This is a genomic window from Lysinibacillus sp. OL1, from assembly GCF_004332175.1.
In the GTDB taxonomy this organism is placed as follows: domain Bacteria; phylum Bacillota; class Bacilli; order Bacillales_A; family Planococcaceae; genus Lysinibacillus; species Lysinibacillus capsici.
In genome coordinates this window covers 175,234-200,915 of the sequence record NZ_SJDS01000003.1, presented here as the reverse complement: position 1 = coordinate 200,915, position 25,682 = coordinate 175,234, and the positions used below count along the sequence as shown (strand labels likewise).

Genomic DNA, 25,682 nt, shown 5'->3' with positions numbered 1-25,682 from the left:
GGAAATGCGTCTACTTGCCAAGAGGAGGGATTCGGTTGAAAAAATTCATAGTAGGATGGTTGGTGCTTCTTGTCTTAGTTGGATGTGGCACACCAAAAGACCATGTAAACAATAAAGAGGCGGCAACAATTGAAGGATATGTGACAGCCACTCAAGAAAGCAGGTTCCTCGTTGTAAGCAATGAACCTGTCCCTTCAAATGATTCCAACACACAATTTGTAGATGCACTTTGGGTAACAACAACCAAAACGTTAGAGATAGGGGATTATGTCAAAGTATGGGCAGATACGATTGATGAATCTTACCCTGGTCAAACAAATACAGAGAAGATTGAGGTTTTACCCTCCACCGTAAAAAGTACGCTTTCTCCAAAAGATATCATCATCCATGTAGCCAAAAAACTTGAACACAATCCCATCATTACAAACATAAACTATGATCCTAAAAAGAAAGAATGGATATTGAACTATTTTCCTCGTACTCAAGGGACCGATCAATTAGTTAAGCTTACTATACAGGATCAACAACCAATAGAGTAAATAGGCCGAGCAAATAGTCTTAAGGTCAATTTTTTTGAAATAGTAACACTCCAAGAAAGATGTCAGATATAGAAAAAGTCAGCTACGCAGACAAAACTGTGTATACTGACTTTTTTATTTTATTTGTTTAAGGATTGTTGAATGAGCTTTGTTAAAACTTCTACCCCTTTTTTCTCTAAATGTACACCGTCAGGGGCAAAGTATTCAGGGTGATTGATGGCTGCTGCATGCCAGTCAATTAGTGTTATTCGCTCATGTTCCTGTGCTTTTTGCAGTAAAGCTTCATTCACCTTTGCTTCCCAAGATCGCGGCACACGTGTATTCACTAAATAAATATCGGCATTTGAAAAAGCTTCAAGGAGGGCATCCATTTGGTCAGTCGTAAAATAACCATTTGTCCCCAATTGTAGAATGACGGCATGATTAGGTTGATTAAAACTTGCATAATTTGGGGCAAGTTTTACAGCTTGCGAAACTTGACGGCCTATTTTTCCATCGATTGTAATAGTCGGATACATAGTATGTAAGCTCGGGGCAATATCAATCATTAAGGAATCGCCAATGGCTAGTATGCCACGATAAAACTCATCCTTTTCAGGCTCTATAATGGTGTTATTTTCTTCTTGTTTAGGTGTTTCTATCTCCTGAACATCCTCTCCTCCCTCATCCTTACTTTGAGAAGGCTTGTCAGTGGAGGCTTCAGCTTGTTTGTCCTGCTTGTTCAGATTGGCTGTAGGCTCTTCGCCATTAATTTTTATCGTTGTTGGCAGCGTTTTAGATGGGTGTTGCTGACTTTCACCCACTACACCTGTCATGCCTGTGAAAAATACAAGCAGGAAAAGAGGAACCATAACCGTTGATATTTTTCGTGGAAAAGTAAGGCTTCCCCACTTATTTTTATTACAAATCAGATATTTTTGACAATAGACTCTGAACCCTTCTTTTCGGATGGGCATCTCAATGAAGCGATAGGATAGCTCTGCAATCATTAGGATTAGTAAAAGCTGCAGGAATATTCGCCAATAGGAGGGATTACCAATTTCATGAATGGGTGTCCCTAAAACCATGACAGGATAATGCCATAGATAAATGCCGTAGGAACGAGAGCCTATCCAACATAATGGCTTCCATGCTAATATTTTTCCTAGTATGCTGACTGGATGAGAAATACATGCAATCAAAACGGCAGCATTCAAGCAAAATAAAAACATGCCTCCTCTATAAAGAAAGGATTGATATTCATCCACATACACTATGCTTACTAAAAAAATAGTAAGTGCCATGAAACTCATAATATTTAGTTTCTTCACATGGTTCGCTGATAATTTTTGAGAAGATAGTCGTTTCATTGGCCAAACAAGTGCTAGCCAACAGCCTATTAATAATTCAAAACAACGTGTGTCCGTTCCATAATAAACACGACTAGGATCAGCGCCTGGCTGATAGAGTAACGCCATTACGAATGCTGAACAAAGGGCACCACAAAAGACGATATTTGCTAGTTTATTTTGTTTTTTAACAACAAAAAGTCCAATCATTAAGAGTAATGGCCAAATCAAGTAAAATTGTTCTTCAATAGCTAATGACCATAGGTTTTTTAAAGGTGATGGAGAACCGAAACTATCAAAATAAGAGAGTTTATGAAAAATGAACCACCAATTACTTGAATAAAAAATGGAGGACAATGCATCCCCGCGCAAAGTATGGAGAAGCTCTTTATGAAAGAGCATTGCCCAAACAAATGATGTAACAATCATAACGTAGGCAGCTGGTAGTAGCCTTCTAAATCGTCCCACCCAAAATTTCTTTAGGCTGACTGTTAATTGATTGCCCTTTGAAGGTAAGATGGTAGAGGTGATTAAATAGCCCGATAATACAAAGAAGATATCTACTCCTAAAAAGCCACCTCTAGCCCAACTGAAATTAAAATGATAAGCAATAACTGCTAACACAGCCAATGCTCGAATCCCGTCTAGTCCAGGAATATAACGATGATTTAATGACTTGCCTGACATACTATTCCTTCCTTCAATAATCTCTCAATTTCGTTTCGGTATAATGTGTTGGTTTTTTCTAGCTGTACAAAGTAGAAGTCAATCTAAAAGCGCTGTCACAATCTGTAATAACCGCACACGGCTTTGGATAAATGATGTTAGGGAGTAGCGCTTTTTGTAGGTATTCCCTTCCGTATCAAGATAAAACCTGTTGTCACGTAATAGAACCTTTTGATTAATAACCATCCCCTCTCTATTATTTTTACTTATTCACTTATATGTTTGACGATTGAAATACGATAAAAGTTTGAGAGAAAAATGAAACGTTATCACTTTTTATCTTCTAAAAATTCATATGTATATTTTGCTATAGACTTAAAAAGGCATTCCAAAAATGGGATATACTTCAAAAGTATGTTTGCTTTATTTGCATATGCCTTCACTTAACGTTTTATCATGAAATTCGCGAGCCAACTTGAAAATTATAAGACAAGAATGGAGCAATGGAAAGACAATTAATGAGAATTATTTCTGGAAATTTTATTATCATACAATATTAAAAAAGTGAGCCCACAAGAGTCCCACTTTTTAATATGATTGGTCTATTTTGTTGAATCATTGACAAACGCTTTTGATATGGCCTTACCAATTACAGCAATTGTACGATTAACCTCTTCCTCAGTATTACCAATTCCACCAATCTCAATAATCATCATTTGCTTTGCTAAATCCTGATTGTATCGCCCATCAACCCCATCACCACTTTTAGAAATAACCCCTTTAGAAATTTTTGGAACGATGGCATTTAGTGTGGATGATAAACTTTCAGCATAGGCTGTATTCCAGCGGTAATTAGCATGCTCTGCCCCAACAACAATAGCGATTTTCGCATAATTTTCCCCATTATATGAGATCGTTGTAAGATCATGTTTTAATGAGTCACGATGTAAATCAACTATTAAATCATAATTATTTGTTTCTAAATGCTTACTTAAATATGGCCTCATCACATTATAAGATTCATGATAGCCTTTACCCTCTTCTTGTAATTTCTTCATAATATCTACATCAAGAACATCCGTCTTTAAACCATTTACATTAAAATGATTCACAATCTTATCCTTCAGGCTCATAATATTGACCGTTTCATGAGAAGTCGCTACCTTACCACTCACTGCTTTCACCATGGGTTCATATGCTTCATGCGTATGGGTAAATAACACTAACACTTTAAATGGGTCCGGGTCTAGGGCTTGATCTGGTTCAGGTTCTTTCGTTTGTTCCAGTACACTTTGTTCAGCTAAATTGGTAGCAGCAAACACGACTTGCTTATCTTCTGATTGTTTGATCGGAGTCGATGCTTGCTTGTTGAACGGAAGTTGCCCAGCAATGACAGGTAATACGAAAAAGAACAATAATATACCAAATGACCATTGTAGTTTTTTTAGCAAAGTCACACCCTCCTCCCCATATCGTATGGAGGGGGGATGTTAATTAGAACGAAAATAAATTTCTTGTTTTACGCATAAATAAGCGTGTTTTAGAAGGACTACTCTAAGCATTGTTTCTTCATTATTTATAAATCACTTGCCCAATCCATTAGCATAGAAGCCACTAATTTTGCATAGCGATCAATCCAATAGTCTGCTTCTTTTGGTGTAACCATCAATTGTGTGTGGGAGCCAGCGAAGGTTTCCTCAAACAGCTGCTGCCGCTCCTCCTTCGTCCATGTCGCCCATTCTCCAAATATAGGTTGTACTAACGTCATATCCAGTTCCTTGTTGATATCTGGTTGCCATGAGGATAATGAAAGCTTCGATGACGGTTTACTGCGTTCAGCCACACGAGCAGCTATCGAACGGAGCATAGTTTCTACCGCATCAGCAATTAATACAGGTGCATCTACTACAGTAGGTATCCCTATTGCTGTTACGGGAATGCCAAGCATCTTATAGGAAATCTCTTGCCGTTGATTGCCTACTCCTGAACCTGGATGTATGCCTGTATCTGTTAATTGAATCGTTTTACAGAGTCGATTACTCGCTCTTGTAGCAAGTGCATCTACTACAATGATTAATTTCGGTTGCAGACGTTCAGCAATAGCAGCCACAAACTCACCTGTTTCGTAGCCTGTTTGTCCTGTTACACCAGGAGCATACATGACAAATTTTTCATCAATGACATCTAAACTATGCAAATGGTCAATTAAATAGGGACCTATTGCATCAGGTGTAATAGTGCGATTGCCTAAACCGACTATTAAAATTTTATCGTCTTCTTGCCAAGAAAGTGCGTCATGCATTTTTTTGAAATTGACAAGCAATTCTTGTTCAAGTTGTGCAAAGCCTTCTTGATCTTCTAATGTTAGCGTAGGGACAGAAAGGGTAATATACTGCCCTTCCTTTTTACCAATTTGCTTTTCCCCTTCAGCATCTACAAGAACATCTGTAATTTTTACTCGACCAGCATTCCGATCTTCAATTTGAATGCCACTTGATTGTTCAAGCTTTTCTTTTTGCTCTTTGGTCTGATGGACAACTACCTCTTCTGATTCATCGATTAAATCTGTTCGTTGCCAATTAAAATTTTGCATACAGTTCACCTCAAGCTGTAGTTTGTTCAAACTGTCAAGTAAATATTCTTTGCATTTATCTATTGCAATTTGGCCAAGCGTTTGTTAAAATGATTTTTGTTGTATTGACACAAGAAATCAATGAGAAGATATCATCTCGTACCTAATTTAGGAGGTGAAATATATGCCAAACATTAAATCTGCGATTAAACGCGTAAAAGTTAACGAAAAAGCTAACATTGCTAATTCTCAAGCTAAATCTGCAATGCGTACTACAGTGAAAAAAGCTGAAAACGCTGTTGCTGCTAACGCTGAAAACAAACAAGAACTTTTACAAGCAGCTTTCAAATCTTTAGATAAAGCAGCTTCAAAAGGACTTATCCACAAAAACGCGGCGGCTCGTAAAAAGTCTCGCCTTGCTAAAAAAGCGTAATTGTTTAAAGGATCAGATACTCTATTAGGAGTAGCTGATCTTTTTAATTTTATAGAGAACTTAAAAAGCTGTCCTTATTGGACAGCTTTCTTTGCCTATAGTTGGCGCAATAAAAATAGCTCTAGATAGCGCTCTCGATTTCCACCAGACGATTTTAGCTGTAAATCAACCTCTGCTAATTGATATAATGCCCGTAGCAAATTTTCTTCTGAAGGCCGATGCCGTTGCTCAATCATAAGTTTGACGCGATACGGATGAATTTTTAAATTTTTAGCGATTTGTTGAGGGTGATAACCTTTTTTCAATAAATAAAAAACATTTGACATGGTACGAACATTGGATGCTAGCAAGCCCACTAACATAATAGGTTCTTGTTTTTGTCGCAATAAATCATGATAGATAGACAAGGCTCCGACAGAGTCATTTGCCAAATATGCGTTAAGCATTTTAAAGGCATCTTGCTCTAATGTTTTTGCCACCAAATCCTCCACTAAAGAAGTTGTAATTTCGCCACCATCACCTAAATAAAGGGTTAGCTTGTCAATTTCCATCTGTAATTGTAGCATGTTGGCTCCGACCATCGTAACAAGCAATTCAATAGCATCTTGTGTAATGCTATTACCTTGTGTTTTGACAATGCCTTGAATCCATACGGCTAAATCCTGCTCTTTTGGTGTTTCTGCTTGTACAAATAATGCATGCTCTTTCATCATTTTAGTCACTTTTTTGCGCTCATCCAATTTTTCATAAGGAGCAATAAAAACCGTTACGGAAAAATCAGAAGGATTCGACAACCATGTTTCCAATCGTTTCACATCATGATCGATTTTTTCCTTCCCTTTCTCGGTTGCCTTTAAAAACGAAGCATTTTTAGCAATAATAAGCTTACGTTCTGAGAAAAAAGGAATGGTATCTGCTTCATCCATGACTGCATCTACTGGTACTTCTTCTAAATCAAATGTGGACATCTCCAGATCTTCTTCTGGACCCATTGCCTCTTTTAAACGTTTAATAGTTTCATCTATAAAATAGCTTTCTTCACCAACAAGCAAATATACTGGTGCAAGCTCACCTTTTTTTATTGTATTCCAAACCGTTGAAATCATAATTTCCCCTCCATCTAGCAATACTATTAGTATACATGATTTCATAGTCCTTTGTGTCTTTGACCGAATTGTGTCGATTCCTTGCCAGACGGGGAAATCACCTTTTCGATATAGCTTTTATGACCATGTTGTCTTATAATAAATAACAGAATTGGAGGGATAACAATGAATCCATTTGAAGGAAAAAACATACAATGTCGACGTAACGATGCCATCGATTCTGGTGTTGGCTTCGGTGTATCATTTGGCGTTTTCACGCTTATGTTTATTATTGCAACTATAGTAGAATTTGTATCACAGTAATTGCACTTATGCAGGAGAAGGGCCTTGGTCATTGGACAAGGCCCTTTTCATTTACGCTAACGGACCAGCGATTATCACGAATACGTATTTCGATTGATCCATTCACCCCTGTTGTCCATGTCACTAAATCTCTACTGACAAAACGTTGTACTACTTCTTCATGTGGATGACCATAACGATTATGGAGACCTGCACTAAAAACCGTTAATTGGGGCTGTAGCAGCTCGACAAAAGCTTCTGTGCTTGATGTCTTACTCCCATGATGCCCTGCCTTCAGCAATGTGAGATTGGCCAATAAAGGTCCATAACGCTTGATCAGCTGTTGTTCGCCATATTGCTCCAAATCCCCTGTAAATAACGCTGTAAACGCCTTTTGCTGCATGTACAGGACAAGAGAATCATCATTACCCTCATACAAGGCGTCATCAGGCCATAAGTAATAAAAATCTGTATCCCCTACATGCCACGAAGTCCCCTTCATTTTTTCTTTAATAGGAATATGTCGCTTATTTGCTTCTCGCAATAAATCATCCATTAAAGGCTCATTCAATGAACCAGGTGTAACGTGTATTTCCTTCATGTTAATCTCTTGTAAGACTTCCTCTGCTCCTTCAATATGATCTGCGTCTGCATGCGAAGCAATAAAAATATCGATAGTTCGTATTCCCTTGCCTTTTAAAAATGGGACGACAACTTGCTTCCCTACCTCATATGGACTATCTGCTTTCTTCCACGATTCCTGCTCAAAGCGCAATACTCCACCTGTATCTATAACATAGACAGCTCGTCTAAAAGGCAATTCAATGACAATACTATCTCCTTGCCCTACATTTAAGAAGGTAATCTTTGTTTCGTTATACAACATGGGTGCCAAATGAATCCAAATAACAGGGATGACAAGGATCAAAATAGCTTTCCTGAATCTTTTTATTTCCAAATAATAGAAACTTACTAAAACACTTAACATCGCCACGCAGCTCAGCCAAATAGATGGTTTGCCTGGTGACCATAATTGCCAAGGAAGCTCTTGCATATAAAAGATTACTTCGGTCAGCCAATTACGCAGCGGTTCATAGCCAACAAATAGGACATTAGCAAGTGGTAAAGAAAGATAAGATAGCACAAAGGCAATCATGTTAAAGGGTAATATAATAAAGGAAAACAGTGGAACAAAAACAATATTGACAAAAAACGAGGATAAAGATAATTCATAAAAATGATGGAGTAATAGTGGGTAAACGAGCAGTTGGCACACGAATGTGATAAAAAAAGAACGACCTAGCCAAGTTCTTGTCTGCTTAAAAATAATACCAGAATAAAGAAGACTAGCGGTTGCTAAATAGGATAGCTGGAAACCAATTTGGAAAATAACACCTGGCTCAAGCAAAACAAAGCCTATAAAGCTAATAGCTAATGCATCATCGATCGAAAGAACCCACTTAAAAAAGCGCAGTAACATCATCAATTCTACTACAGAAACAGCACGCCATACGGAAGGTGCTCCCCCTGCAATAACTCCATAAACCGGTAAGAGGATCAATAGCACGATAGTAGCCATTTCCTTGCGAACTCTTATTCTAAGTAATCCTTCAAAAAAGAGCCAAGACATCAGCGCGACATGTAGCCCAGAAATCGCAAATAAATGGGTAATACCAAGCTTTTGATAGGCACGCTGCAGTTCATCCTCCATCTGATCTTGCACCCCTATTAAAAGTGCTTGAGCCTCTGCTACAAGTGATTTTGGAAAAGTCCTCTCTATATGCTTTTTCATTTTGTGTCTTACTTCGGCAAGAATAGTGAAGATGGAGGTTCGTTTTCCTACATAATGCCAATTCGTGATTTCAACAACGCCTGTTGCTCCTTTGCTCGTTAAATAGTTTGACATGGAAAAGGCATAAGCATGTGCAGATGGAGAGGGAGTCACGAGTTCACCTTTTGCAGAATACGTCATTCCAGTTAATGAGGTATTTTCATAAAAATTTTTCTCTTGTTCCGAGGAAAAAGTATAAACTACGTAAAGTTTTTGGCCATTTGTTGTTGTAGCAAACCCACGGAGTTTTTGCCCGTTTATTTTATAGTCACTTGACCAAGTTATAGGGAAGGTTGACGGTAAAGGGGAAGGTTCCGTCAGATGATTGATAGAAAGGAAAAAATAAGTTAGTAGACCACTAGTTAGCACAAAAATTGCAAGAAAACGTGACTCACCTTTTATGGTGAGCCACAGGACTAGTAGCAGTAAAAAAATGAGTAGCCATGCTGATTTGTATACTGCAATAGCAGCTATCAATACAGCAAGAGCTACCATAATCCATCTATGCTTTAAAGCTTGATGCCAAATAATGCACTCACCTTCTGTTCATATGGGAGCAATTTTTCAGCAGATACCCCACTCTCGCGAAGCTCGTGCAGCATTTCTGTATACAAAGCTAGTTTGTCATCTCGTAAAAAATCAATTTTACGTTCATCAAAGGGTACATGAACTACTTCCACTCCAGCTTTTGCAAATAACTCCTGTGCATATGGATTATTTTTATAATCTGTTGCGTAATACACACGTTCTATGCCAGCTTGAATGATAGATTTTGTACATGGTAAACATGGAAAATGTGTTACATACAAATCAGCACCTTTTGTCGGTGTTCCATATTTAGCACATTGCAGTAAGGCATTCATTTCAGCATGCACGGTACGGACGCAATGATTATCAACCACATAGCACCCTTTTTCGATACAATGCTCGTCCCCTGTAATGGAACCGTTATAACCACCTGCAATGATGCGTTTGTCCCGTACAACAGTTGCTCCTACAGCTAGTCTTGTACATGTACTACGTAATGCGAGTAAATGGCTTTGTGCCATAAAAAATTGATCCCAAGTAATTCGCTCCATATGACTACCTCCAAAAATTGTCTAACTAATTAACTTTCTCTTGCTTTTCTACTATAGTGTAGCCCTTTTAGAAAAGGGGCGTCAATATACCATCCTGTAAAAGCATTACTTTACAGTAATCGCATCCTTTAGCTTTTCAAATGTTTTATCACCAATACCACTAACATTTTTTAAGTCATCTATGGTTTGAAACTGCCCATTTTCCTCTCGATACGTAAGGATACTTTGTGCTTTAGAAGGACCGATTCCTGGCAATGTTGCTAACGTTGCTACATCAGCTTTATTGATATTAATCTTTTGCTCCTTATTAGTCTCAGTAGGTAACGTTAACAAAGAAGAGGCTCCTTCCTCTAGCTGTTCGCCCATGATAGGAATATAGATTACCATTTCATCCTGTACCTTTTGGGCATGATTGATAAATTGTGTGTCAGCATTCTCTGTATAGCCACCAGCAAGCTGTACAACATCTTTTATACGTTGGTCTTGCTCAAGTTCATAAACGCCTGGATACATTACAGCACCCTTTATTTCCACAAATACCTGCTGCATAACCGCTTCCTCAGCAGATTCACTCAAATTTTTTTCTTCAATAGGTTGGATTGTTTCGATGAGCTCTTCTTGGGGAGGTGAAGAGTCAGAACTCGAAAAATAGAAGTAACAAAGTCCACTGACGACTAGTATGCTGGGGAATAACATACTTTTTTTGTACTTTTGCCATAAAGATTGTAGCACAGTACCATCCTTTCCTTGCGAAAGGTCATCATATGGAGTTATATATATCTTACACTATGGATGGGTGGTTGAAAATGATAAAAAAACGTCAGAAGTTTCAATTTACCTGTTGAAGAGAGCTATCTTCTTAGTTATATCCAGTTTTATCCGACAATTTAGCCTCTTTATCCGCCTGTTTAAGTGTTCTATCCGCTACTTTAATCTTTCTATCCACTACTTTAGCTTTTCTATCCATCAAAAAAGCCACACTGCGTATTACACAGTGTAGCTCCCTTTTCTTTATTTCAGCGCACGAATAAAAATGCGTTCACTTTCCTCGTCAGGTGCCTCATCTGTAAAGTCTGCTGTAATTTCCACATGACTAAAACCGATGGCATGCAACCAAGCCATATACTGCTCGATAGTGTAAGTACGTTGCACGTGCTCCTCATCAAAGCGTTCATATAATTCACTTGCGTCATCTCGTACATAAAAGGTCATTTGATGAATAACCGAATGTTCAAAGTCGGCAGGCTCCGTATGCCATATATAACTAATGTCACCATCATCATACGTGAACGGACCATCTAAAAAAATCTCATTCATTTTAAATAACGAGTGAACATCAAAAAACAGCTGACCTCCATCACGCAACGCCGCATAGATACGTTCTAACGTCGTATAAACAGAGTGCTCCTCTACCACATAATTCAAGGAATCAATTGTGATTGTGACAACATCGATTTCCTCAAAGCCATCTAGTTCGACCATAGACATACAGTATAATGGTGCATGGTAGCCTGCACCAGCAAAGCGTTCTGCGGCAATGGACAGCATCTCTTCTGATAAATCGATTCCACTGACTTGATAACCAGACTTTGCAAATAACAAGCTAAGTACACCAGTGCCACAACCAATATCCAACAGTTTTGGGTACTGGCTGCTTGGTGCATGCTGTACAACCCAATCTACATAAAGATTGTAAGGAATATCCGTTTGCAGCTCATCATAGACATGAGCAAAGCGTTCGTAACTCACTCAGGCCTCTGGCATGTCTAGTTGCGGTGCATCGCCCCAAAGACGCTCTAAATTATAATAAGCACGCTCATCCTTATGGAATACATGTGCCACAACATCGCCTAGGTCAACTAGTACCCAACGAGCTCCATCAAATCCTTCGACACGGCGAATTTCATAGCCTTGTTGTTCAGCTACATCCTGTAATTCGCGTGCAATGGCTTGCACTTGGCGATCTGAGTTACCATGAGCAATAATAAAATAATCTGCTAAAAGGGAAATTCCTTGCATATTTAAAACGACAATATCCTCACCATGTTTGTCGTCAATTGCTTTGTACGCTGCTTGTAATAAAGTTGAAGTCATCCTTCACTATCCTCTCTGTTCATCATATCGTTATAACATTCTATAGATAAAGGATAAATCGGCTGCTTTGTGTCAATTAAAAATGCCAAAGTATGGCGTACACATGCACTCATCGCCTTATCCAAATTTTTTTGTGCTTTTTTGCGCAGACGATCAACTCCATCAAATCGACGGTTCGGTTCAATCATATCTGCGACAAAAATAATTTTTTCTAAACGGCTCATATTAGCCCGCCCAGTTGTATGGAAACGAATAGCATTCAACAGCTCTTCGTCTGTGATACCAAACTCACTTTGTGCTATATATGCACCTACTGGACCATGTAGTAATTCACTACCCCATCCAATTAGTCTTTCATCTAATTTTTCATCACGAACGATATTTTCCATCCACTCAATATCAGCATATTTAGCAATATCATGGAGGATAGCTGCTGTTTCAGCTTTTTTTACGTCCTCGCCATATTTATGAGCTAGGTTGATGGCCGTTTCCATCACTCCGACTGTATGAATATAACGTTTTTCAGGCATTCTTGGCTTAATCACCGCTAAATACTGTTCGCGTTCCATAAAGACCTTCCTCTCGTATGAACGTCTCTACAGCTTCTGGTAGTAGAAATGTCACCGTTCCTCCTGTAGCCAGGCGTTCACGAATCAGTGTGGACGATAAATCGATTTGAGGTATTTCCACCATACGTATAGGGTACTCTGTTGCCGCGGCTGTCCCTGGACGCTTTACTCCGACAAACTGAACAAGTTTCACTAAATCATCTATACAATGCCATGTATGTAGCGAATCAATCATATCGCCACCGATGATAAAGTAAAATTTCACATTCGGCTCTCTTCTACACAATGCAGAAAGTGTCTCATAGGAATAGGATACGCCACCCTTCTCAAGCTCATACGACTCTACTGAAAAATAAGGAAATGGACGAATCGCACGTTTTACCATTTCAAGTCGTTCAACATTACTAGCATCAAAACGTGCATGCTTATGTGGTGGGATGGCATTAGGCATAAAGCGGATTTCATCAAGTTCTAGCGCATGAAATACTTCATTTGCCATTAAAAGATGACCCAAATGTGGTGGGTTAAATGTACCTCCAAGTAAACCGACCCTTTTCATCGTCTCACCTTATTTCGTTACTTTTGGTAATACAATCTTTTTATGATTGCGTGACTCTTTATATAAAACAACTGTCAGACCGATTAATTGGACAAGCTCCGCATGAGCGCCTGTGGCTAATGCTTCTGCGACTTCATGTTTATCCTCTTCACAGTTATCTAAAATACGTACTTTAATCAATTCACGTACTTCTAATGCCTCGCGAATTTGCTTTGTCATTTCATCATTAACGCCACCTTTTCCCACTTGGAAAATAGGTGTTAAATGGTGTGCTTCTGCACGTAAAAAACGTTTTTGTTTACCTGTTAACATAAAAATTAGTTTCCTCCTAATTGCGCCTTCAGTTGCGCAATCATTGAATTTGTATTTGGATAGTTTCCTAACCAGTGTTCAAAAGCGATGGCTCCTTGATGGACAAACATTCCTAAGCCAGTGACAATCGTTGCTCCTTTTTCTTCAGCCGCTTGTAAAAAAGGCGTCATTAATGGATTATACACAATATCCGCAACAATTGCTTCTTTCATCAGCCGATCTAATGAAAATGGCATTGAAAAATTGCCCGTGGAAAGGCCAGCTGATGTCATTTGCACAATAATGCTGAAATCAGCTAGCGTTTCTTCCGCTTGTTGTAATGAAATGGCACGTCCCATACCCATTTCATCAATAATCATTTGAGCATTCGTCACCGTACGATTGGCGATGGTTACATGACGATAGCCTTGTTGCTGCATAGCAAAGGCAATGCCTCGAGCAGCACCTCCAGCACCAACAAGTAATACAGGCTTGTCTTTATGAAAAACCCCAACGGCTTCTTCCAGTGATCGAACAAATCCAATACCATCTGTATTATAGCCTTTCAGCTTTCCTTCTGTTGTTCGTACGACTGTATTCACTGCGCCCATTTTTTGTGCCAGCTCATCTAGCTCGTCTAGATACGGAATGATTGCTGTTTTATGAGGAATGGTCACGTTCCAGCCACTTGCCCCTAATGTCTTCAAACCAGCAACAGCAGATTCTAATTGATCAGGCGTTACATGTAAAGGAATATATGTCGCATCAATTGACATGTCCTCAAACCAAGCATTGTGCATGGCAGGTGATTTTGAATGTTCAATTGGATCACCCATAACTGCAAACCATTTCTTCATTTCCTAGTCCCTCTCTCTACTATGTCCTCCATTTAGATCAGCGAAGGACGAATTGAAACTTGTACACCTTTTGGTGCGTAAGCTGCTACTACTACATTCGCATGTTGAACGGTAATCCAGCCAAGTCCAGAAAATACTACATCTGTTTTCGCTTCTTTGATGGAAAATTCGTGACGAACCAATGGCGGTAACTGGTCGATAAAGTCCGCAGTTGGGGGTGCCAATAATTCTCCTTTATGCTCTTCATATAACGCATCTGCCTTCTCAAGCTTTGTACGATGAATTGGTAAATCATTTGCCACATGGATGGTAAAGGCAGAACGATCACCCTGAATAAAATCAAATCTTGCTAATGCACCAATAAATAGCGTTTGCCCAGCATTTTGTTGATAGACTTTCGGCTTAATTTCTTTTTTCGGCATAATATATTTTAATTCACTGGCATCAATATGATGAGCCATTTGATGATGATTAATAATACCTGGCGTATCATATAATGCACTACCATCATCCAATGGAATATCAATCATGTCTAAAGTAGTACCTGGGAAATGTGAGGTTGTAATCACTTCACCCTCACCTGTTGCCTGCTTAATAATTCGGTTAATGAACGTAGATTTTCCAACATTTGTACAGCCAACAACATATACATTTTGTCCTTTACGATATTCATCGATGGCTTCCATTGCTTCTGCCATCCCTTTGCCTTTATGGGCACTGACTAATAGGACATCGATAGGCTGTAGTCCAAGAGCCTTTGCTTCACGTTTCAGCCAGTTGATAACTTTTTTTGGCTTCACAGACTTTGGTAATAAATCAGCTTTGTTGGCAATCAATAGGACAGGATTCTTCCCTACAAAACGATGAAGCCCTGGTAGCCAGCTTCCATTAAAATCAAATATATCAACAATTTTTACGATTAAGCCTTGCTGTGTGCCAAGACCATTTAAAATACGTAAAAAATCGTCATCTGTTAACGATACTGGTTGAATTTCATTGTAATTTTTCAAACGGAAGCAACGCTGGCAAATGACCACATCCTTTTCTAATGATGATGGGGGTGCATACCCAACTGCTGTTTTATCTTCTGTTTGAATTGTTGTACCACAGCCAATACAATTTGGCATTTCAATCATTCTTGTTCCTCCCAAGTTATAATTCCTTTTCGTTTCAAATCATTAAATACGCGACGTTCAATGAAACGATTCAATTTTGTTACAAGCCCATCTGATTGTGCAACAGGCTTCACGAGCACTGTGTGTAAGCCTAAGCGATTTGCGCCCATTACATCCGTAAGGAGTTGATCTCCTACCATTACTACTTCATTTGGACGTAAGCCTAGTTGAATCAGTGCATTATAAAAAGCATTACGAAGCGGCTTTTTCGCCTTGTGAATATAAGGGATACCTAACGGCTCAGCAAAATGCTTTACACGAGCTTCCTTGTTATTTGACGCAATAATAACACGAATACCTGATTCTTTCATAATGCGTAACCAAATGATTAGCTCTTCTGTTGCATCTGGACGATCCCATTCAACAAGCGTATTATCTAAATCCGTAATGATTCCTCTAATCCCTAATTCTTGTAACTTTTCCGGCGTAATTTCAAAAATATTCGTCACAAATTCGTTCGGTAATAAAAAATTATACAAAATAGCGACCCCTAATCTTAACGTATTATTCGACCATTATAGCATATTTGCAAAGGCTTCACCCATTCGAATTGGGCTTCCTTTTACAACATTATCCGTAAATTTAATTGTATCCTTTTCAAACAGCATCACAACAGTGGAACCAAATGAGAAATAACCAACTTCCTGCCCTTTCTGCCATTTCGTTGTTGTATTGGTAAGTACAATGGAATTCACAAAGGTTGCACCTACTTTGATAAATGCAACATGCTGATTATTTGCTGCTTTCAGCTCAGTCACTAAACGATAATTATGAGAAATTGGTTTTTTACCGTATGTAAGACCTAACTGATTCACAGGATAAGATTTCTGACCAAGTGTATATTGTCGTAAGACTTCTCCATCTATCGGGCTATGGATACGATGGTAATCAGCAGGACTTAAATAAAAAACAATAAAATGTCCGTCTGCATATTGTGCAGCTCGTTCTGTATTGCCGAGTAAATCTTGTAATGCATAAGGCTTACCCTTCACAAGAAATGTCATATCCCATTCAATACGTCCAAAGGATTCCACTTTTGCGTCCACTGGGCTGGCATAGACAGTTGGATTTTTTTCAATAGGTCGAGCTTCTTCAATAAGTTCTCTTGTAAAAAAATCATGTAAACATGAAAATTGTTGTTGTTTTTTTGAAACTTCTTCAAGGTTAATATCGTATAACTTCATGTAGCTTGGTATTATACGTTTACTCCACTTCGCTTTTGCTATTGTCTGCAAAAGATGGGAAGATTGCTTACCATTCGTTAGTTCTATCAAGCGTTGATATAGTTTTTCTTTCATACAGTAAAACCCCTATCCATTAATTTAGACTGTCAATTTTTTCGCATTCGAAGTATAATGGTACAATATCTTAAGTGCAAAGGAGTGATCCCCCTTGTTTTTTTATCACAAGTTGGTGGATACCACGGTTAAGAAAATGAAATCGCACGCAGCTAACTTCATAACAATTAGTAATATGTCCTTTGGAGGCGCGGCTATTATGGCCACTCTACATGAATACTATAGCTATAGTGTCTTGTTTATCTTTATAGCAGCTCTTCTTGATCGCTACGATGGTAAGGTAGCGAGAGCGCTCGGACAAGTGTCAGAATTAGGTAAACAATTAGATTCTATGAGTGATATTATATCATTTGGTGTGGCGCCTGCATTATTAATGTATGAAGTTGTTCTAGTTGATTTTGGTTTTGTCGGCATGATGATGGCCGTATTATTTATCGTCTGTGGCGCGATGCGTTTAGCTCGCTTCAATATTAGCGAAGCGAACGGTTATTTCACAGGTTTACCAATTACAGCCGCAGGTACGTTCTTAACTTTAACGTATTTCGCAGCTTATACGTTCCATCCGGCATTTTATCTTTTCCTTTTCCCCATTTTAGCTTTACTCATGATTAGTACATTTACGTTAAAAAAAGTGTAACAGCACATTTGCTGTTGCACTTTTTTCATTTCCCACGGCTTTTAAACATATACTGTCGAAAAATGGGGAAAGGATGAAATCATTCAATGAGCGGAATTTTTACATCGATGTTGCAGTTATGGCTTGAAATCCCTGCGTTGCTTGGCTATTTAAAGGGGCAAACATTCCATAAACCCTTTTCAAAAGAAGAGGAAGCTGCTTGTATTGAACGATTTTTAGGTGGCGATGAGCAGGCGCGTCTTGATCTAATAGAACGTAATATGAGGCTTGTCGCACATGTCGTTAAAAAATTCCATCCAAAACATGAGCAACTCGATGATTATATTTCTATTGGAACAATTGGACTAATGAAAGCCGTTGAGAGCTATACTCCTGATAAAAAAACTAGACTTGCCACATATGCAGCTCGTTGCATTGAAAATGAGATTTTAATGCATCTACGCACCCAAAAGAAAGTGCAAAAAGACGTTTCGCTATTTGAGCCGATTGGAACTGATAAAGATGGGAACGCACTGCAAATTCGCGATTTACTTCAGTGTGATGAAGAAAGTGCCACAGAGAAGCTAGAGCATAAAGAGCATGTAGCACAACTATACCACTATTTGCATATGCTCGATGAACGTGAGCTCGAAATTGTGACACTCCGTTATGGCTTAAATCAACAGGATGCACTTACGCAAAAGGAAATTGCAGCACGCTTAAATATTTCACGTAGCTATGTATCTCGCATTGAAAAACGGGCACTTATTAAACTCTATCAACTATATAAACGAGACCAAAAAACTATTGAATAATATATTGTAAAATGGTTATGAAAAAAATTCAATCCTTCAATGGCGGAAGAATATGCCTATTTCATGGCATATAAAAAAACTCCTTTGCGACATGACTATGTCGCAAAGGAGCTTTCCCGTCATACTAGTGTGCTGATTCAGATAGTTCTGCTGAAATCAACGTACCTATTAAAGTTGTAATAATGACTACACCTGCTGTTAAAAATAACATCATGAATGCCTCCCATTCTATTATGAAGAGATTGATTAATGTCAGTGTAGCATTTGTTTTTTGTATCAACTGTGATTTTTCTCACAGAATAAACCACACATTTTGACCATTCTGTGTAGTTTATAGTGAGGAAATTGCTTTTAATACGACTTGTGTCGAATGTTTTGCAGCAACTGGTAAAAATTCATCAAAGCTAATATTCGATTCTTTACCTGCAATATCTGATAATGCACGAATGACTACAAAAGGTGTAGCAAATTGATAACAAACTTGTGCAACTGCAGCCGCTTCCATCTCTACAGCTTTCATTTGAGGGAAATGGCGACGAACAGCCTCTACACGTTCAGGATCATTCATAAAAGCATCCCCAGAGCAAATTAAACCAACGCCATACTGGTGCTCTCCAACTGCCTTTACAGCCTCCTCAGCTACCTTCATCAATTTCTCATCTGATTTATATGCTGCTGGCATACCAGCCATTTGTCCAATTTCATAGCCAAAGATTGTGACATCTACATCGTGGTGACGAACTTCATCAGAAATAACGACAGCGCCTACCTCAAGTGCTTCATCATACCCACCTGCAGAGCCTGTATTAATGACAACATCTGGTTTAAACTCATGTAAAAGGATTGTCGTAGACATAGCAGCATTTACTTTACCAATACCGCTTTTTAATAATACGACTTCCTTTCCTTCAAAAGTTCCTGTTGTATACTCACTACCTGCAATCGTTGTGCTGTGTGCATCGTCTAATGCTGCTCTTAGAAGCTCCACTTCCTCTTCCATTGCGCCAATTACTGCAATTTTCATCTACTGTTACTTCCCTTCTTTTATCAACTCTATTAAAAATAATCAAAAGAGTGATTTTCGTCAATAGGCGCCTTCTAATGTATTTAGTTGCTCAAGCTTCACTGGCTTCCAACCTTCATTATCAACCCATTCCATACTTACACGATACATTTGAGATTTATCATTGGTCGAAACAGTAGCAATGGATGAATTAGGACCACCATTATTTTGCATACGCCAGATGATCATATTGCTTTGGTCAATACCAGTCACCGTAGATACTGTTGCTACTTTCTCAGCCCAGTCTACAGACTTGTCGTCATATGAAGACACATGCTGACCTGTTTGAGTTGTTGGTGTTGGCTGCCAATTTTTATTCGTGATAACCTTCTCAACAATAGGATTATCTGAGGCTGATTCTTCTGCTGTGCCTTGTTCTTCCTGGGATGTCTCAGGTTCTGATTCTTCCTCTGAAGGTTTATCTTCTTCTACAGCTAGATCTTCTTTTTCTTCATCCGTCGGTTCTTTCTCTACTTCTTTTTCTTCATCACCGCTCTGTTCTTCTTGAGCTGGTTCCTCTTTCACCGCTTGATCTGCATCATCTTGCCATTTAAACACATAGGTTGCTGTGATAATAATGAGGACAACCACAACACCAATTAAAATATTCAATAGTTTATCTAGCTTTTTATTACGAGATGGCTGCAAATGACGACCACTTCGAGTTTGTCGTTCACTCATAATGTCTCCCCCTCTCTAGGCAATATTCTATCAAGTTCGACAGCACTTGCAAAATAATTCTACTCACTATTTTATTAAATAGTTTTCACGCTAAAAATGGTACAAGCAGTCAGCCAAAGGCTAACTGCTTGTACCTATACATATTATTTAATTGAGAGAATTTTCACTTTCATTTCGCCGCCAGGTGTTTGAACGACAACCTCTTCACCTTCAGCACGACCAAGTAGACCTTTTGCAATTGGTGATTCATTCGAAATACGGAATTCCATAGGATCTGCCTCAGCAGAACCAACAATTGTATAAGATTCTTCATCTGTTGATGGCTTACCATTGATGATTTCTACGAATGTAACCGTTTTCCCTAATGATACTACACTGTTATCTGTCTCGTCTTCAGAAATAATCACTGCATTGCGAATCATAGATTTTAATGTTGAAATACGACCTTCTAAAAAGGCTTGTTCTTCTTTAGCAGAATCGTACTCAGCGTTTTCAGAAAGATCTCCAAAATCACGTGCTATTTTAATGCGTTCAACGATTTCTTTTCGTGTTTCAGTTTCTAATTTTACTAATTCTTCTTCTAATTTACGTTTTCCCTCAGCTGTCATAGGGTACTGTTTTTCATTTGCCAAAGTCCTTCACTCCTTGTTTCTTCAATATAAAAACATAAAACTCGACTAAATGCATGGAAGATGCATCTAATCGAATTTTATTATTTTTAAACGTTTTCAAATTACGCTTTGACCTAATAGTATGCATGCTTTTTCAAAATATGCATGTAAATATTGTCAATACCACTCTATCTTATTACAATACGTTGTCGGTTTCAAGAATAGTTTTAATTTTCGTTACCATTAAATCAATCGCCACCTCATTATCCCCACCTTCAGGAATAATGATATCAGCATAACGTTTCGTTGGTTCAATAAATAAATTATGCATCGGTCGAACCGCTGATAAATACTGCTCAATCACCGAATCCGTTGTACGTCCACGCTCTTTAATATCACGCATAATGCGGCGAATAATACGTAAATCTGAATCTGTATCCACAAATAATTTAATATCCATTAAATCACGTAAATCAGCATCCTCTAAGACTAGAATACCTTCTAGTATAATAACATCTACTGGTTCAACGTGTATAACTTCTTCTGCCCTTGTATGCTGGACGTAATCATACACAGGTTTTTCAATTGGTTGACGCACTAACAACTTTTTTATGTGCTCAATTAATAAATCATTATCGAAAGCTAACGGATGATCGTAGTTAGTTCCTAAGCGTTCTTCAAATGTTAAATGACTTTGATCCTTATAATAAAAATCTTGTTCAATTACCACAACAGAATGCTCACGGAAAACATCATAAATGGCACGCGTCACGCTCGTTTTTCCCGAGCATGAGCCACCTGCGATTCCGATGACAACAGGACGCTTCACTGCCATTAGTTATTCTCCTTTCGCATCATGTTATGCGGCTTCAATGGTGTCTCACATTTAAATTTGACAATTTGTAATGGATGACGAGCTGCATCTAGGCTATTGCCATCCTCGTCCCAAATTTCACCCATTGTTAAACGGAAATTCTCAATTTCAGGACCAAAGAATTCTACTTCGTCACCAGGTTTAAAATAATTACGCTGTTGCATTGTCACTATTTTTGTCTCTGGATCATGCTCTAAAATAAGTCCAGCAAATTCATAGGTTGTTTTACGACCATGCACACCAAACATCTGCTCCTCAAAGCCAGGTGCATCATGGAAGAATGCTTCAGCCGTATCACGGTTAGCACATTTGTCTAATTCCTCTAGCCATTCACGTTTAATTTTAAAGTTATCTGGATCTGCACAATAAGCATCAATCACTTTACGGTACACAGAAACAACTGTCGCTACATAGTGAATGGATTTCATACGACCTTCAACTTTTAACGAGTCGATACCTAGCTCAATCATATGAGGAATCGCTTCAATTAATTTTAAATCTTTTGGACTCATCGCAAATGGTGCATGACTCTCATCGAAAAGTGCTTTTTCTTCACCATCTTCTAATTCATATAGATCGTAGTCCCAACGGCATGATTGGCAGCATCCCCCTCGGTTTGAGTCACGAGCCGTCATATGATTAGAAAGAACGCAACGACCAGAGTAGGCAATACACATTGCTCCATGAACAAAGGCCTCAATTTCAATGTCGACCTTTTCCTTCATCAGCTTCATTTCTTCTCCGCCCACTTCACGTGCTAATACAACACGATGTAAACCTTCTTCTTTCCAGTACTGCACGGCCTTCCAGTTGGACAATGATTGCTGAGTAGAAAGGTGAATTTCAAGCTTAGGTGCTGCTGTACGACATGTTTCAATAATGAGCGGGTCTGCTACAATAATACCAGTTACGCCGACTGATTCAATATCCTTTAAGTAACGCTCTAAGCCATCCATATTTTCATTGTGGGCAAAAATATTTGTTGTTACATATATTTTCGCACCATATTGATTGGCAAATTCTACACCTTCACGCATCTCTTCAATTGAAAAGTTATCCGCATTCGATCGTAGACCAAACTCTCGCCCACCGATAAATACAGCATCTGCTCCGTAATGGACAGCTATTTTTAATTTCTCTAAACTACCCGCTGGAGCAAGTAGCTCTGGTTTTTTAGTAATGACACGTTTACCGTTGACAATCTCACGGATTTTGTCATTTTGCTCTAACGCTAATGCCATGTTATTGTCCCCTCCTAGTAAACTGTTTCCTTAAAGATAAAGCCTGTATCTAATGGTCTAATAGCTGGTTGCATATCTTCAATTTTTGCTAATAAATCGTCTTTTATTTCTTCATATGCCTCTTCTGATTCGTCAAAATACGTATCGATCGCTTTTCGATAAGCTTCTGTTACTGCGACTACATAGTCTGGCGTTTGAAGAACACCTTCAATTTTTAGAGCATCGATGCCACCTTCAAATAATTCGCCTAGTTCATCAATAATACACATATCATTTGGACTGAAAATATGTGTACCATTTACATCTTCATATATTGGATACTTATTATTTCGTTCATCATCATGTAGGAACATATTACGATTTTCTTGGCGATTTTCAATCGCCATTACTTTATCTTGATATAAGAAATAATGGCCGAGTAATGGACGTTTTGATTGGAACATACATGTCATGCCATGTACTTGTACTTCAATTTCCATCTCGGTATTTTCTTTAATTTCTAATACTTCATCAAGAGAAAGCTCACGCGCTAACACAGCACGCGTTGCACCACGTTGCCCCCAGTAATTAGCCGTAAACCAGTTTGTAGCTGTCGTTTCTGGATTCCAATGTAACGGGATCGTAACACCTTGCTCTCTGCGAATAATGAGTACCGCTGGATCACCGTAAATTAAACGGTCCACACCGATACGTTGCATTTCTTTTACATAATCAGCAAGTGCCTCTAGTTTCTCATTATGGAAAAGTGCATTGACTGCAACATATACCTTTTTACCCGCTTCGTGTATAAGCTTTGTCGCTTGTTCTACTTCTTCAACTGAGAACTCTCCTGCTAGACGTAGACCAAATTGTTGTTCACCAATAACAAAAGCATCTGCTCCAGCAACTAAAAGTGCTTTTATATGTTCTAATGATTGTGGTGTCACAAGCAATTCTGGTTTTTTCATAGTAGTCACCTCTTCAAACATAGTAATAAACCATCACCGACTGGTAAAAAAGCACTTGTATACTCCGGGTGCTGCATAATCCAATCCGTGAAGTTTTTTAAATTGCGAATCATTGTTCGCTTACGACGTGGAACATCCTTCAACTCTAAATCAGACAAACCATGCATGTACATATTATCGATATACAATACCCCTCCTGATTTTACTAAAGGTGCATATTTTTCAAAAAAGCGTTGGTATTGTCCCTTCGCAGCATCAATAAAGACCGCATCGAATGTTGTGTTAATAGCCTCGTCATCCACTTCTAAAGCGTCACCCTCAATGACCGTAATTCGATCTGATACAGTCGAACGTTTAATATAGGCTTTTGCCCTTGCTACACGATCTTGATCACGTTCAATTGTAACAATTTGGACATGAGGCAATGCCTCTGCCATACGAATAGCAGAGTAACCAATTGCTGTACCTATCTCTAAAATTTTTGACGGATTCTGAATACGCAACAGTTGATTTAATGCATCAATACCTGCTAGTTGCATGATCGGTACGTGATGCTCCTCCGCATATGCTTCCATTTCTAAAAGCAATTCATTACGTGGCTGTATAAATGATTGTATATATGCATCTGATAATTCCATTGTTTCCACCCTCATTTAAAAGGCAACGAGCGTTTGCCGTTGTCTGTACTTCATCATTTATCAACAAAAAGAAAAAGACCAAACGTGATGTCTTGGTACTTTGCCATACAAAAATGAGCAATTGCTTCGATATGCTCAAACAATTGCCACCACGCATATTTGTCCCGCATAAATGAACGGATTGATCAAAAATCACACTTTATAATAGCATGAAAATAGAAGGAAAGCTATTTTTCTTTCCTTCTATCCATCTGTTTGCTATATGATTTTTGTTCTTCCTATACGTTTACTCTTCTTTTCGTAAATATTTTTCTACCTTCTGCAAATGCTCATCATAGGTTTTTGAGAAGTGGTTGACACCCTCTTTATCTGCTAGGAAGTAGAAATAATCTGTTTGACTTGGATTTAATGATGCCTCAATCGAGGTTTTACCTGCACCCGCTATTGGACCAGGTGGTAGACCTTTATTTTTGTATGTGTTATAGGCATTATCCACTTCTAAATCCTCATATAGAACACGATCCTTGTGATCACCCAGTGCATAGAGTACGGTTGGGTCGGTTTGGAGTGGCATCCCTTCATTGATTCGATTATAGAAGACACTTGCAATAGTCTCTCGATCCGTTTGAGCAGTCGCTTCTTCTTCCAATAATGAAGCAAATGTTAACAGCTGATGTACGGACATTTGTTTTTCAGCTAATACATCACTATAGTTCTTCACCACATTGTTCATGGCTGCTATCATCTCTTCTACAATCGCTTGTAAGGATGGTTTTTCCTCATAATAAGAATACGTAGCTGGATATAAATAGCCCTCTAAGTCATAGCGAATATTGTCAGCTAAAACCGCCTCTGTAACTAGCTCAGGATAATTAGCCATCATTTGCTGAACAAATGTGTCACTCGTCACAAGATCCATAAATTCTTTTTGTGTGTACGGTGTTTTCTTTTCAATCACTTTCCCAATTTGTTCAAGTGTTAAGCCTTCTGGGACTGTCATCGTAAAGACAGGCTTACGATATACCTTCCCTGTTTTCAAGCTTTCAATGAGTTCATCAAATGTCATTGCCTGTGTTAAATCATAATTTCCCGCTTGAAATTGTGATTCATTTTTAAATTTTGCATAGTATTTAAAAACACGTGCATCTTTTATGACACCTTTTTTCTCTAGTAGTGTTGAAATGGAGGACAAACTAGAGCCAATTGGTACTTCTACTGCAATTGTTTTCGTTGCATTAGGGTCTAATGGTTTTAGAGCACCTTTTACATAATTGTACCCAAATAAACCAACAACTCCAATTATTAGTACGAAAACAATGGCAATAATTGCGACGATTTTTCTCACCATTTTTACCTCAGATTTTCTTTCTTGCATTTTTGAAAACATTTCTTGTTTTTTTGAACCGTTATCCACGGGTTTCCCCCCTATCACTATTCAATATCATACTAGAAATCAACTTTCACGACAAACAGAAATCGACAATTCAGGAGAAATTACATATGTAAAAAATCTGCCA

Annotated in this window: 29 protein-coding genes; 5 read left to right on the top strand and 24 right to left on the bottom strand. The window is 38.4% G+C overall.

Annotated features, from left to right (window positions below; all coding sequences use genetic code 11):
• The first annotated feature begins 35 nt into the window (after positions 1 to 35).
• Entirely contained in the window at positions 36 to 539 is a 504-nt protein-coding gene (locus EW028_RS08160) for a DUF3221 domain-containing protein (protein WP_193767342.1), read from the top strand.
• Between the two features lie 119 nt (positions 540 to 658).
• On the opposite strand, the gene EW028_RS08155 is transcribed toward EW028_RS08160, so the two are convergent.
• From EW028_RS08155 to gpr, 3 genes are all read right to left on the bottom strand, one after another.
• Positions 659 to 2,554, bottom strand: coding sequence for an acyltransferase family protein (locus EW028_RS08155; protein ID WP_131520526.1), 1,896 nt, complete (start codon positions 2,552 to 2,554; stop codon positions 659 to 661).
• Positions 2,555 to 3,135: 581 nt separating this feature from the next.
• Positions 3,136 to 3,990, bottom strand: a complete 855-nt coding sequence (gene spoIIP / locus EW028_RS08150; RefSeq protein WP_225340378.1) for a stage II sporulation protein P — start codon at positions 3,988 to 3,990, stop codon at positions 3,136 to 3,138.
• 119 nt (positions 3,991 to 4,109) lie between these two features.
• Positions 4,110 to 5,126: a GPR endopeptidase gene (gene gpr / locus EW028_RS08145; RefSeq protein ID WP_131520525.1), complete on the bottom strand. Its 1,017-nt coding sequence runs from the start codon at positions 5,124 to 5,126 to the stop codon at positions 4,110 to 4,112.
• 163 nt (positions 5,127 to 5,289) lie between these two features.
• Between gpr and rpsT the strand changes: the two genes are divergently transcribed.
• Complete coding sequence (gene rpsT / locus EW028_RS08140; protein WP_004226906.1) at positions 5,290 to 5,538, top strand: 30S ribosomal protein S20; 249 nt, start codon at positions 5,290 to 5,292, stop codon at positions 5,536 to 5,538.
• Between the two features lie 95 nt (positions 5,539 to 5,633).
• Here the strand turns inward: rpsT and holA are convergent, their stop codons facing one another.
• Complete coding sequence (gene holA / locus EW028_RS08135; RefSeq protein ID WP_131520524.1) at positions 5,634 to 6,644, bottom strand: DNA polymerase III subunit delta; 1,011 nt, start codon at positions 6,642 to 6,644, stop codon at positions 5,634 to 5,636.
• 165 nt (positions 6,645 to 6,809) lie between these two features.
• Here holA and EW028_RS08130 point away from each other — a divergent pair, with 165 nt between their 5' ends.
• On the top strand, positions 6,810 to 6,947 hold the full coding sequence (locus EW028_RS08130; protein WP_004226902.1) for a YqzM family protein: 138 nt from the start codon (positions 6,810 to 6,812) through the stop codon (positions 6,945 to 6,947).
• A 28-nt stretch (positions 6,948 to 6,975) separates the two neighbouring features.
• On the opposite strand, the gene EW028_RS08125 is transcribed toward EW028_RS08130, so the two are convergent.
• The 12 genes from EW028_RS08125 to EW028_RS08070 form a co-directional block, all read right to left on the bottom strand.
• Positions 6,976 to 8,898, bottom strand: coding sequence for a DNA internalization-related competence protein ComEC/Rec2 (locus tag EW028_RS08125; RefSeq protein ID WP_227744897.1), 1,923 nt, complete (start codon positions 8,896 to 8,898; stop codon positions 6,976 to 6,978).
• Between the two features lie 368 nt (positions 8,899 to 9,266).
• Positions 9,267 to 9,836 (bottom strand): ComE operon protein 2, encoded by a 570-nt coding sequence (locus EW028_RS08120; RefSeq protein WP_004226897.1) that lies wholly within the window; start codon positions 9,834 to 9,836, stop codon positions 9,267 to 9,269.
• Positions 9,837 to 9,941: 105 nt separating this feature from the next.
• Positions 9,942 to 10,568 (bottom strand): helix-hairpin-helix domain-containing protein, encoded by a 627-nt coding sequence (locus EW028_RS08115; protein WP_066036470.1) that lies wholly within the window; start codon positions 10,566 to 10,568, stop codon positions 9,942 to 9,944.
• Between the two features lie 279 nt (positions 10,569 to 10,847).
• Entirely contained in the window at positions 10,848 to 11,585 is a 738-nt protein-coding gene (locus tag EW028_RS08110; protein ID WP_115674130.1) for a class I SAM-dependent DNA methyltransferase, read from the bottom strand.
• The gene (gene rsfS / locus EW028_RS08105; RefSeq protein ID WP_004226890.1) at positions 11,586 to 11,930 is read right to left on the bottom strand and encodes a ribosome silencing factor; all 345 of its coding nucleotides are present in this window, start codon (positions 11,928 to 11,930) and stop codon (positions 11,586 to 11,588) included.
• Positions 11,927 to 12,499, bottom strand: coding sequence for a bis(5'-nucleosyl)-tetraphosphatase (symmetrical) YqeK (gene yqeK / locus EW028_RS08100; RefSeq protein WP_103118467.1), 573 nt, complete (start codon positions 12,497 to 12,499; stop codon positions 11,927 to 11,929). Before yqeK ends, rsfS begins: the two co-directional genes overlap by 4 nt.
• Positions 12,468 to 13,058, bottom strand: coding sequence for a nicotinate-nucleotide adenylyltransferase (locus EW028_RS08095; protein ID WP_103118468.1), 591 nt, complete (start codon positions 13,056 to 13,058; stop codon positions 12,468 to 12,470). Before EW028_RS08095 ends, yqeK begins: the two co-directional genes overlap by 32 nt.
• 9 nt (positions 13,059 to 13,067) lie before the next feature.
• Positions 13,068 to 13,370: a ribosome assembly RNA-binding protein YhbY gene (gene yhbY, locus EW028_RS08090; protein ID WP_048392151.1), complete on the bottom strand. Its 303-nt coding sequence runs from the start codon at positions 13,368 to 13,370 to the stop codon at positions 13,068 to 13,070.
• Between the two features lie 5 nt (positions 13,371 to 13,375).
• Positions 13,376 to 14,206, bottom strand: coding sequence for a shikimate dehydrogenase (gene aroE, locus EW028_RS08085; protein ID WP_131520522.1), 831 nt, complete (start codon positions 14,204 to 14,206; stop codon positions 13,376 to 13,378).
• Between the two features lie 32 nt (positions 14,207 to 14,238).
• A complete protein-coding gene (yqeH, locus tag EW028_RS08080; protein WP_131520521.1) occupies positions 14,239 to 15,342 on the bottom strand; it encodes a ribosome biogenesis GTPase YqeH in 1,104 nt (367 codons plus the stop codon).
• Positions 15,339 to 15,860: a YqeG family HAD IIIA-type phosphatase gene (locus tag EW028_RS08075; RefSeq protein ID WP_016994153.1), complete on the bottom strand. Its 522-nt coding sequence runs from the start codon at positions 15,858 to 15,860 to the stop codon at positions 15,339 to 15,341. Before EW028_RS08075 ends, yqeH begins: the two co-directional genes overlap by 4 nt.
• A gap of 36 nt (positions 15,861 to 15,896) precedes the next feature.
• Positions 15,897 to 16,679, bottom strand: a complete 783-nt coding sequence (locus EW028_RS08070) for a phosphatidylserine decarboxylase (protein ID WP_048392148.1) — start codon at positions 16,677 to 16,679, stop codon at positions 15,897 to 15,899.
• 136 nt (positions 16,680 to 16,815) lie between these two features.
• On the opposite strand from EW028_RS08070, the gene pssA reads away from it, so the two are divergent.
• A complete protein-coding gene (gene pssA, locus EW028_RS08065) occupies positions 16,816 to 17,316 on the top strand; it encodes a CDP-diacylglycerol--serine O-phosphatidyltransferase (RefSeq protein WP_048392670.1) in 501 nt (166 codons plus the stop codon).
• A gap of 86 nt (positions 17,317 to 17,402) precedes the next feature.
• Positions 17,403 to 18,110, top strand: coding sequence for an RNA polymerase sporulation sigma factor SigK (gene sigK, locus EW028_RS08060; protein WP_004226867.1), 708 nt, complete (start codon positions 17,403 to 17,405; stop codon positions 18,108 to 18,110).
• A gap of 331 nt (positions 18,111 to 18,441) precedes the next feature.
• On the opposite strand, the gene mtnN is transcribed toward sigK, so the two are convergent.
• The 8 genes from mtnN to mltG form a co-directional block, all read right to left on the bottom strand.
• The gene (gene mtnN, locus EW028_RS08050; protein ID WP_016994157.1) at positions 18,442 to 19,134 is read right to left on the bottom strand and encodes a 5'-methylthioadenosine/S-adenosylhomocysteine nucleosidase; all 693 of its coding nucleotides are present in this window, start codon (positions 19,132 to 19,134) and stop codon (positions 18,442 to 18,444) included.
• Between the two features lie 60 nt (positions 19,135 to 19,194).
• Positions 19,195 to 19,854, bottom strand: coding sequence for a YrrS family protein (locus tag EW028_RS08045; RefSeq protein WP_131520520.1), 660 nt, complete (start codon positions 19,852 to 19,854; stop codon positions 19,195 to 19,197).
• Positions 19,855 to 19,997: 143 nt separating this feature from the next.
• The gene (greA, locus tag EW028_RS08040; protein ID WP_004226860.1) at positions 19,998 to 20,486 is read right to left on the bottom strand and encodes a transcription elongation factor GreA; all 489 of its coding nucleotides are present in this window, start codon (positions 20,484 to 20,486) and stop codon (positions 19,998 to 20,000) included.
• 175 nt (positions 20,487 to 20,661) lie between these two features.
• A complete protein-coding gene (udk, locus tag EW028_RS08035; protein WP_004226858.1) occupies positions 20,662 to 21,300 on the bottom strand; it encodes a uridine kinase in 639 nt (212 codons plus the stop codon).
• Complete coding sequence (locus EW028_RS08030; protein ID WP_131520519.1) at positions 21,300 to 22,580, bottom strand: peptidase U32 family protein; 1,281 nt, start codon at positions 22,578 to 22,580, stop codon at positions 21,300 to 21,302. Before EW028_RS08030 ends, udk begins: the two co-directional genes overlap by 1 nt.
• Before the next feature lie 14 nt (positions 22,581 to 22,594).
• Positions 22,595 to 23,527 (bottom strand): peptidase U32 family protein, encoded by a 933-nt coding sequence (locus EW028_RS08025; RefSeq protein WP_131520518.1) that lies wholly within the window; start codon positions 23,525 to 23,527, stop codon positions 22,595 to 22,597.
• A gap of 5 nt (positions 23,528 to 23,532) precedes the next feature.
• The gene (locus EW028_RS08020) at positions 23,533 to 24,165 is read right to left on the bottom strand and encodes an O-methyltransferase (RefSeq protein WP_131520517.1); all 633 of its coding nucleotides are present in this window, start codon (positions 24,163 to 24,165) and stop codon (positions 23,533 to 23,535) included.
• A 286-nt stretch (positions 24,166 to 24,451) separates the two neighbouring features.
• A complete protein-coding gene (gene mltG, locus EW028_RS08015) occupies positions 24,452 to 25,579 on the bottom strand; it encodes an endolytic transglycosylase MltG (protein WP_048392143.1) in 1,128 nt (375 codons plus the stop codon).
• Positions 25,580 to 25,682: the final 103 nt, after the last annotated feature.

Excerpts from the sequence above, each read along its gene's own strand:
- EW028_RS08155 (WP_131520526.1), bottom strand. The coding sequence starts at position 2,554 with ATGTCAGGCAAGTCATTAAATCATCGTTATATTCCTGGACTAGACGGG.
- gpr (WP_131520525.1), bottom strand. The coding sequence starts at position 5,126 with ATGCAAAATTTTAATTGGCAACGAACAGATTTAATCGATGAATCAGAA.
- rpsT (WP_004226906.1), top strand. The coding sequence starts at position 5,290 with ATGCCAAACATTAAATCTGCGATTAAACGCGTAAAAGTTAACGAAAAA.
- holA (WP_131520524.1), bottom strand. The coding sequence starts at position 6,644 with ATGATTTCAACGGTTTGGAATACAATAAAAAAAGGTGAGCTTGCACCA.
- EW028_RS08130 (WP_004226902.1), top strand. The coding sequence starts at position 6,810 with ATGAATCCATTTGAAGGAAAAAACATACAATGTCGACGTAACGATGCC.
- EW028_RS08125 (WP_227744897.1), bottom strand. The coding sequence starts at position 8,898 with ATGACGTATTCTGCAAAAGGTGAACTCGTGACTCCCTCTCCATCTGCA.
- EW028_RS08120 (WP_004226897.1), bottom strand. The coding sequence starts at position 9,836 with ATGGAGCGAATTACTTGGGATCAATTTTTTATGGCACAAAGCCATTTA.
- rsfS (WP_004226890.1), bottom strand. The coding sequence starts at position 11,930 with ATGACTTCAACTTTATTACAAGCAGCGTACAAAGCAATTGACGACAAA.
- yqeK (WP_103118467.1), bottom strand. The coding sequence starts at position 12,499 with ATGGAACGCGAACAGTATTTAGCGGTGATTAAGCCAAGAATGCCTGAA.
- EW028_RS08095 (WP_103118468.1), bottom strand. The coding sequence starts at position 13,058 with ATGAAAAGGGTCGGTTTACTTGGAGGTACATTTAACCCACCACATTTG.
- yhbY (WP_048392151.1), bottom strand. The coding sequence starts at position 13,370 with ATGTTAACAGGTAAACAAAAACGTTTTTTACGTGCAGAAGCACACCAT.
- aroE (WP_131520522.1), bottom strand. The coding sequence starts at position 14,206 with ATGAAGAAATGGTTTGCAGTTATGGGTGATCCAATTGAACATTCAAAA.
- yqeH (WP_131520521.1), bottom strand. The coding sequence starts at position 15,342 with ATGATTGAAATGCCAAATTGTATTGGCTGTGGTACAACAATTCAAACA.
- EW028_RS08070 (WP_048392148.1), bottom strand. The coding sequence starts at position 16,679 with ATGAAAGAAAAACTATATCAACGCTTGATAGAACTAACGAATGGTAAG.
- pssA (WP_048392670.1), top strand. The coding sequence starts at position 16,816 with ATGAAATCGCACGCAGCTAACTTCATAACAATTAGTAATATGTCCTTT.
- sigK (WP_004226867.1), top strand. The coding sequence starts at position 17,403 with ATGAGCGGAATTTTTACATCGATGTTGCAGTTATGGCTTGAAATCCCT.
- mtnN (WP_016994157.1), bottom strand. The coding sequence starts at position 19,134 with ATGAAAATTGCAGTAATTGGCGCAATGGAAGAGGAAGTGGAGCTTCTA.
- EW028_RS08045 (WP_131520520.1), bottom strand. The coding sequence starts at position 19,854 with ATGAGTGAACGACAAACTCGAAGTGGTCGTCATTTGCAGCCATCTCGT.
- udk (WP_004226858.1), bottom strand. The coding sequence starts at position 21,300 with ATGGCAGTGAAGCGTCCTGTTGTCATCGGAATCGCAGGTGGCTCATGC.
- EW028_RS08030 (WP_131520519.1), bottom strand. The coding sequence starts at position 22,580 with ATGGCATTAGCGTTAGAGCAAAATGACAAAATCCGTGAGATTGTCAAC.
- EW028_RS08025 (WP_131520518.1), bottom strand. The coding sequence starts at position 23,527 with ATGAAAAAACCAGAATTGCTTGTGACACCACAATCATTAGAACATATA.
- EW028_RS08020 (WP_131520517.1), bottom strand. The coding sequence starts at position 24,165 with ATGGAATTATCAGATGCATATATACAATCATTTATACAGCCACGTAAT.